Genomic DNA, 7751 nt, shown 5'->3' with positions numbered 1-7751 from the left:
GCGCTACGCTGACCTTGCCGGGTATCGCCGGTATCGTGCTCACCATCGGCATGGCGGTGGACTCCAACGTCCTGATCTATGAGCGCATCCGCGAGGAGCGACGAAACGGCCGCTCAGTCATTCAGGCGATCGACACCGGCTTCTCCAAGGCCCTGGCGACCATCGTCGATTCCAACGTCACTTCGCTGATCGCGACCGTCGTGCTGTTTTTCCTCGGCACCGGTCCGGTCAAAGGCTTTGCCGTCACCTATGCGATCGGCATCCTGACCACGGTCTTCACCGCCTTCACCTTCACCCGCATGCTGGTGGCGATCTGGCTGCGCCGCGCTCGTCCGAAGGAATTGCCGCGCGCGCCGGTCACCTTCATTCCGCCGGGCACGAAGATCCCGTTCATGGGCATCCGCCGCTGGACCTTTGCGCTTTCAAGCACGTTGTCCATCCTCTCGGTTGTCGGATTCCTGACCCTCGGCATCAACTACGGCATCGACTTCAGGGGCGGTTCGCTGATCGAGGTGCAATCCAAGCAGGGCGACGCGAATCTTGGCGACATCCGCTCGCGATTGTCGGACCTCAACATCGGTGAAATCCAGGTGCAGCAATTCGGCGCGCCAAACGATGTGCTGATCCGCGTCGGAACGCAGGACGCCGGCGAAAATGCCGAACAAACCGTCATCGACAAGGTGCGGGGTGAGCTGCAGGACCAGTATGATTTCCGTCGCGTCGAGGTCGTGGGACCGACGGTTTCCGGCGAGCTCGCCAAGCAAGGCACGATCGCCATGCTGATCGCGCTGGTCGGCATCCTGCTCTATGTCTGGTTCCGGTTCGAATGGCAGTTCGCGGTCGGAGCCATCGTCGCCACGGTGCACGATGTGGTGATGACGATCGGCTTCTTCGTCCTGACTGGGCTGGAGTTCAACCAATCGTCGCTGGCGGCGATCCTGACCATCATAGGCTACTCGCTGAACGACACCATCGTCGTCTATGACCGCGTCCGCGAGGATCTCAGAAAATACAAGAAGATGCCGCTGCCGCAGCTCCTGAACAACGCCATTAACGAGACGCTGTCGAGAACCACGCTCACCTCGGTGACGACGTCGCTGGCGCTGCTGGCGCTGGTGCTGTTCGGCGGCGAAGTCATCCGCTCCTTCACGCTGGCCATGCTGTTCGGCGTGGTGTTCGGCACCTACTCGTCGATCTTCATCGCCGCGCCGCTGCTGATCCTGTTCCGGTTGCGGCCGCAAGCCGCGACCGAAGAGGAGAAGAAGCCGGTGAACGGCAAGGCCCTGACGACCTGACGCCATCAGCGTCGGTATGATTTCAGGTCGGGTCGACCTGAAATCATCGGCTCTAATCAGAGAGACAGCGCATGATGGCGTCCGAAGACTGCTCAACATTTTTCGGCATCATGCTCTAGATCCATGGCCAAAGGCATCATCATCCGCGAGGCGCATTTCCCCGGCAAGGCGGCGATCGAAGCCTATGGCAATGGCGGCTTTCGCTTTGCCGACATGTCGCATCGCGGATCGCTGCTTGTGCTGCCGTCGGGCATCCATGGCTGGGAACCTGCCGATCCGCAGGCGCTGAAGGCCTCGGACTTCGACAGGTTGCTCGCCGAAGCCGACCGCGTGGAGATACTGCTGGTCGGCATGGGCAAGGATTTGCGGCCGCTGCCGGCGGCGCTGCGCGCCGCGCTCAAGGAAGCCGGCATCTCCGCCGACCCGATGTCGACGGGCGCTGCGGTGCGGACCTACAATGTGCTGCTGGCCGAAGACCGCGCCGTGGCCGCCGCGCTGATCGCCGTCGACTGAATGGCCGGCACGCCCGACATCGTCAACAATGGCGACATCGTCATGGACGCGGTGCGCGCCGCCGACCATGACCGATATTTGTCTGCGCTCTACGCGCCGGCCGACAAACGCGGCGCGCTGCTGGCGCTCTACGCCTTCAACGCCGAAATCGCCGGCGTGCGCGATCGCATCCACGAGCCGCTGCCGGGCGAGGTCAGGCTGCAATGGTGGCGCGATGTCATTTCGGCCGATGGGGATGCCGGGACGGGTCACCCGACCGCCGATGCGCTACGCGGTACGATTGCCGCAAATAAGCTGCCGAAAAGTGCTTTCGAGAACATGCTCGAGGCGCGGATCTTCGATCTCTATGACGACCCGATGCCGTCGCGTACCGACCTCGAGGGCTATTGCGGCGAAACGGCCGCAGCACTTATCCAGTTTGCGGCCATGGTGCTCGATCCGGAGGCGGCGCCGGGCTTTGCCGAACTCGCCGGCCGGGCCGGTTGCGCCCAGGCCATCACCGGCCTGCTGCTTCTGCTGCCGCTGCACCGCCGGCGCGGACAGTGCTTTGTGCCCTCAGACATCCTCGCGGCAGCCGGCACGACGCCGGAAGAGTTCGTCAAGGGCGAGGGTGGGGCTGCCGCCGAGCGCGCGGTTGTGGCGATGATCGCGTTGGCGCGGGAGCATCTCAACGCCTTCGAGAAAGGTGCGCCGGCGCTTCCCGTTTCGCTGCGGCCGGCCTTTCTGCCGTTGGCGCTGACCAACGCCTATCTCGACAAGATGGAAAAGGCTGGCAGTTCGGCGCTCCGCAGGACCGCAGCGCTCTCCACCTTGCGCCGGCATTGGCTGCTCTTGCGTTATGCGATGCGGGGCTGGATGCCCCTTTGACGTAAACGTCAATCGTGCTAGGGGTTTGTCGCGCGGACCCGTGTCAAAGAAATGCGGGCCGCCGGAGGAGCCGCGTTCCCATGAGCCTGCCAGTCCTGGTCGTCCTCGTCGCGTTCGGCATTGCGTTGTCGGTCGCAGCCGTGCATTTCACCGGCGGCACGACAACCGCGACGCTTGCCGGCGCGGCTCAAGCGCTCGCACGCTTTGCCGATGATTTTCCCGACGAAAGGCCGGGTGCCGTGCGGCTGACCGCCGACAATCATGCCGCGTTTCTCGACCTCGGCCCGCAACGCTGCGGCATCGTCCAGAGCATCGGCGATTGTTTTCTGACGCGCATCGTCACGCCGCACGACATTCTGGCGCTGGCGAGGGAAGGGAAAGCGGTGTCGCTGCGGCTGAAGGATTTCACCTGGAAAGGTGGGCGGTTTGCTTTTGCCAACGAAGCCGATGCGCGAGCGGTGGCAGCGACCCTGCAGAACAGCGATCGGATCCGGGAGGCGGCGTGATGGACGAGTATAATTTCCCGCAGGTCACCCAGCTTGCGATCCCCTTCTTCGTCGCAGCGATCCTGATCGAGCTCTGGCTGGTGCGCACCGGCCGCGCCAAGGGATCGTTCGAGACGCGCGACACGCTGACCAGCCTGATGATGGGCACCGGCAATGTCGTCGCCGGCCTGCTGCTCGGCGTCGTGTCCTACTGGGCGCTGCTGTGGCTCTGGCAGTTCCGTTTCTTCAATCTCGGCCTGTCCATCTGGGTGTTCGTCGCCGCCTTCCTGCTCGATGACTTGCGCTACTATGTCTATCACCGCATCGCGCACCGGGTGCGCTGGGTGTGGGCCGAGCATGTCAATCATCATTCCAGCCAGCATTACAATCTCTCGACGGCCCTGAGGCAGAGCTGGACCGGCCTGTTCACCTTCACCTTCATCCTGCAGGCGCCGCTGGTGCTCGCCGGCTTCCATCCGGCGGTGATCGCCTTCGTCTTCGGCTTCAACCTTGTCTGGCAGTTCTGGATCCACACCGAGACGATCGGCAAGATGTGGGGCTGGTTCGAGTTCATCTTCAACACGCCCTCGCACCATCGCGTCCACCACGCCACCAACCCGCGCTATCTCGACGCCAATTATGCCGGCACGCTGATCATCTGGGACCGCATGTTCGGCACCTTCGTCGAGGAACTGGAGGAAGACCGGCCGCGCTACGGCATCGTCAAGAATATCGGGACCTTCAATCCGCTGAAGGTCGCGTTCCACGAATGGATCGGCATGTTCAAGGATGCGCTGGCGCCGGGGCTGACGCCTGGCGAGCGCTTCAATTATCTCATCCAACCGCCGGGCTGGAGCCATGACGGCTCGCGCGACACGTCGGAAACGCTGAAGGCGGCCTATGTCAGGCGAAATCCTTCCCAAGCAGGCAAGCCGGGATTGCCGCCAGCGCGTGCCGAGCCGGCGGAATAGTCATGGTGAGGAGAGAGCGCGGCCGCTTGCAGCAGCTGCCATCGCGGCGGTGTCCGCAAAATTCCTGTCGATGATACGCAGCTTCGGCGACAGCGGCAGAACGAACGGTAACTGGAACCGTCATGGTGCCGAAACGAAGCGTCGCGGCGGTCTTTATGTGTAATCCCTGAACCTGATCCTCGAGCGGATTTCCTTTTTCAGAAGAAACCTGAGAAGGTTTCCAATGGTTCTTGGGTATGTATGGCCATAGGCGTATAGTTTTTCGAGGGAACGAGATTTGTTTTCGGCCTCGAATTTCCTTCGCCATTCCATCGATAGCGCGTCGCGCTGAACTTCGCAGAGGTCGTTCGAGATCTGCTCTGCGTCGATCGAGACATCCATCTTGCCGGCGACGTCCATCACATATTCGCGCCATCCCTTCATGATCTGCTCGTAAAAGACCGGAACGTATTGGATGGACCTCAGCGCGAGGTAATTTCTCCAGAACGCCATGCCTTCGCCGATATAGATCATGTTCTCGAGAATCTGTGCGCGATCGTATGCGACCGAACTCTCAGCACTATTCTCGTCGCCGCCGCCACTTGTCCTGGACCATTGCCCTGACTGAGATGCGCGTGTTGCGGATATCGCGGCACCGAGACGGTCCATTCTCTCGAGCAATATTACGAGAATCTCATGGTCGCGAAGGCATCTCTCTATGAAGTCGTATTTTCGCTTGTCGTAAACATCACGCAGATGATGCGGAAATATCTTGACCGAGAAGACGCCATTATCTGTCGAGGATCTATCGATTATTTTCTGATAGTGCTGTTCGGCTGCGAGTGTCTGGGGTGCTTCACTCGTCTCATCCCTCAGCCATTCGCGGGCGTTACCCAATTTCCCGGTGCTGTTCGTCAGCGAGGCCACCCAAGTCGAGCCGCTCCGCGCCTCCGACAAGATTAGCAGACCTTTCATTGCGTTTCCTTCGCGGGACCTTCGCGTGAACTGCCGTCGATGAGCGCTCCCGGGTGTGCGAAGGGGCGGAATTCCGAACTGGTAAGCGAGAACCGGGGGGCGGCGTAGCGCGCGGCGTTCTCCTCGGTCAGCATTCGCGAAGATCGCAGCGGCCGGCTTTCAATCCAGACCCTTGTCGCGCCAGCGGGAGTGTCAAGCTGGATTTCGCATAAGATTTCCAATGCGGTGCCCGCGCGCGGAAGCTTCGGGCGCACATGAAAGGCGGCAACATGCCCGGCGTCGCTGTTGATCTCGAAGGCGAGACGCCGCCACTTCACCGACGCCGGCAATCGGATGTGCAAGCGCAAGACGCCGGCGCGGTCGGAAGCGGGAAGAGGCAGATCGGCGCGCAGCTCGCCTTGGCCAGCAGGCAAGCCCCTGCTGAATTTCGTCTTCAGGCGCGGTCTCGTTTTCTGCTCGCCGCGTGGTTCGGACTGGGCCAGCTCAAGCGATTTGCGACGCGTCTTTGCAAGCCAACGAAGGGCGGCGCCGGCGGGAGTCTCACTTTGCCTGGGCCTTGCTTGAACGAAAGCCATCCACGCGGCCATCGGCCCGGGAAGAGCCGCCTCGAAGCGTTCCATCGCCTCTGCATCGACCGCATAGCCTGCCCGCACTTTTAGCCAGCCAAGCGCGATCAATGTCGCCACCGCAATGTCGCGGGCGAGAATCTCATTGGAAAACAGCTTCCAATCGAAACCGGGTTCAACGATGAGGCGGGACAGATCGACCAGCCAGTCGCTGTTGGCGTGGGCGTCGAGACTGCCATTTGCGATGGCGATCACCGCCAGGTCTTCCCGGACCGGCAGTCCGCAGGCCACGGAATTGAACTCCACCGATCTGGCCCGCGCCCAGACCCGGTCGTCGTCGGCGAGGCTGCCCTGGCCCGGACGAAAGATGCAGCCATGAAGATCGATGTCGCCGTAGCGGTCCTTGTGAAGATTGACGCTGCGCAGCCGTGCTGCCTGCGTCAGCATGCGCATGGCGCTGGAACCGCTCGACGGCTCCCAGCCCAGTTCAACGAACACGCCCAGGGCATCGCCCAGCCGGTTCCGCGGGACCACGATATCGAGGTCGTGGAACGAGCGTCCACCCCGTCCAACGGGATCAGCGGCACGCGCGGCTCCCTTGATGAGCATCATCGGCACGTCCGCCACAGCCAGCGCCGCGAATGCCGGTTGGCATTCTCTCATCAGAAGCATGGTTCGCGTCCATAGCATCCGTTGAAGCCCGGCAAGCCTCGGCGCATCCGGCAGATCCCTCAAACCAGGCCCAAGCCTGTTCCAGGCGGCGAGAATCAGCCGCTGCTCGCTGAACGTGCAGTCGTTCAGGTCGTGCGTGCCGATCCAGGCGCGCAGTTCCCTTTCGGCCGCCACCGGATCGACGTGCACGGCGGCCAGCAGGAGGCGCTCGTGATCGCCAGCGGGCCAGGCGCGATCAAGAGACGGGTACCAGAGAGGCCAATTCATTGCCCCCCTCTTTCTCCATCATCATCACCCCTCTTGGCCCTGAGCGCCCGGCGTGCGATTTCAAGAAAGTCGGATGCCATGCCGGCCGGTGCGCTGCCGGCGACGGCTACCCTTCTGGACAACGTGCCTGGTCGAATACGACGTCGATGAACCGTCTCGTCCAGCATGGTCATTTTCATGCCCGCGGCGATGGCCCTGCGGTACCAATCTATAAAGTACCCCGTGCGCAAGCTTTCGTCGAACGGGATGCCGAGCCGTTCGACAGCACTTCGCCGAACGGCAAGCGAACTCAGGAGGTAGCCCGGGTAGCGGCCTTTCTTATAGTGGAGAGAGACAAAGGCTTCGGAGGGGTAGTCCGGGCTCTCGAAGGTTTCGCTGTGGCCGAACACTGCATCCAGTGAGGGATCGGAGTCGAGCCTGGCCCGCTGCAGCGCGAGCTTGTCGGGCATCCAGAGGTCGTCGGCATCGAGGAACGCAAGAACCGCGCCCTGGGCGGCCTTTATGCCGACATTGAATGCGGACGGCGCTCCCCCGTTGACCTTCCTGACTATGCGCGGATGCAAAGCGTGGCCCTGAGCGACCTCGACCGTGCGGTCGCTCGAACCGTCATCGACGACGATGACTTCCCGCGGCGAATGGTCATTCTGCTCCGCGATGCTGTCGAGCGTCTCATGAAGCGTGGCGGACGCGTTCCACGCTGGAATGATGACGCTGAAAAACGGCGTTTCCACTCACTCCTCCATCAGATGCTTGAACGGAGGCAACGGCCTTGCGTTGCCGCTCTTGCGCCGACGCATGAGCGACTGCATCAGGGCGCGGTTGAAGTCGCGCTTCTCCTCTGCCGTGTAGGTGCTTGTCATCGACTCTGCATGCCGACGGTAGCACAGGGTCACCGCGTTGAGGATCGTCATCGGAATTTCGGCTTCGCGGATCCGGAGCATGAGGTCGACATCTTCGGAATAAAGGAAGTTCTCGTCGAACATCCCGACCCGGTCGAAAACTGTCCGGCGATAGAGGGTCGCACCCAAATGAACATGGAAAAGTTCATCTGTTATCGCCGCCGGATCGGGTGCGGGGGCATCCGTCATTTGCCGGTTGAAATAGCTGACGAAGCCGGAAACGACATCCATATGAGGCGTTCGGGCAAAGCGTGCGAGATGC

General features: G+C 62.0%; 8 protein-coding genes and 1 pseudogene. 5 read left to right on the top strand and 4 right to left on the bottom strand.

Going from position 1 to position 7751, the window contains the following annotated elements; all coding sequences use genetic code 11:
* The 5 genes from secF to EOA24_RS20800 all read left to right on the top strand — a co-directional run.
* Positions 1-1295 (top strand): protein translocase subunit SecF (gene secF / locus EOA24_RS20820; RefSeq protein WP_127410023.1); only part of this gene is annotated, 1295 nt, incomplete at its 5' end.
* 123 nt (positions 1296-1418) lie between these two features.
* A complete protein-coding gene (locus EOA24_RS20815; RefSeq protein ID WP_126082299.1) occupies positions 1419-1808 on the top strand; it encodes an Mth938-like domain-containing protein in 390 nt (129 codons plus the stop codon).
* A gap of 18 nt (positions 1809-1826) precedes the next feature.
* On the top strand, positions 1827-2675 hold the full coding sequence (locus tag EOA24_RS20810) for a phytoene/squalene synthase family protein (RefSeq protein WP_189343378.1): 849 nt from the start codon (positions 1827-1829) through the stop codon (positions 2673-2675).
* Positions 2676-2755: 80 nt separating this feature from the next.
* Positions 2756-3181, top strand: coding sequence for a hypothetical protein (locus tag EOA24_RS20805; RefSeq protein WP_126082300.1), 426 nt, complete (start codon positions 2756-2758; stop codon positions 3179-3181).
* Positions 3181-4131 (top strand): sterol desaturase family protein, encoded by a 951-nt coding sequence (locus tag EOA24_RS20800; RefSeq protein ID WP_189343113.1) that lies wholly within the window; start codon positions 3181-3183, stop codon positions 4129-4131. Before EOA24_RS20805 ends, EOA24_RS20800 begins: the two co-directional genes overlap by 1 nt.
* Before the next feature lie 153 nt (positions 4132-4284).
* Here EOA24_RS20800 and EOA24_RS20795 read toward each other — a convergent pair whose 3' ends face one another.
* The 4 genes and pseudogenes from EOA24_RS20795 to EOA24_RS20780 all read right to left on the bottom strand — a co-directional run.
* The gene (locus EOA24_RS20795) at positions 4285-5085 is read right to left on the bottom strand and encodes a Stf0 family sulfotransferase (RefSeq protein WP_126082302.1); all 801 of its coding nucleotides are present in this window, start codon (positions 5083-5085) and stop codon (positions 4285-4287) included.
* Entirely contained in the window at positions 5082-6512 is a 1431-nt protein-coding gene (locus EOA24_RS20790) for a nucleotidyltransferase family protein (protein ID WP_189354069.1), read from the bottom strand. The genes EOA24_RS20795 and EOA24_RS20790 overlap by 4 nt, the downstream gene beginning before the upstream one ends.
* 74 nt (positions 6513-6586) lie before the next feature.
* On the bottom strand, positions 6587-7321 hold the full coding sequence (locus EOA24_RS20785) for a glycosyltransferase family A protein (RefSeq protein WP_126082304.1): 735 nt from the start codon (positions 7319-7321) through the stop codon (positions 6587-6589).
* A pseudogene (locus EOA24_RS20780) lies at positions 7322-7751 on the bottom strand (hypothetical protein); the annotation flags it as partial. It abuts the gene before it with no gap.

Source organism: Mesorhizobium sp. M2A.F.Ca.ET.039.01.1.1, from assembly GCF_003998035.1.
Classification (GTDB): Bacteria; Pseudomonadota; Alphaproteobacteria; order Rhizobiales; family Rhizobiaceae; genus Mesorhizobium.
Note: the sequence above shows the minus strand (reverse complement) of the source record. Positions and strands in the feature narration are given on the sequence as shown.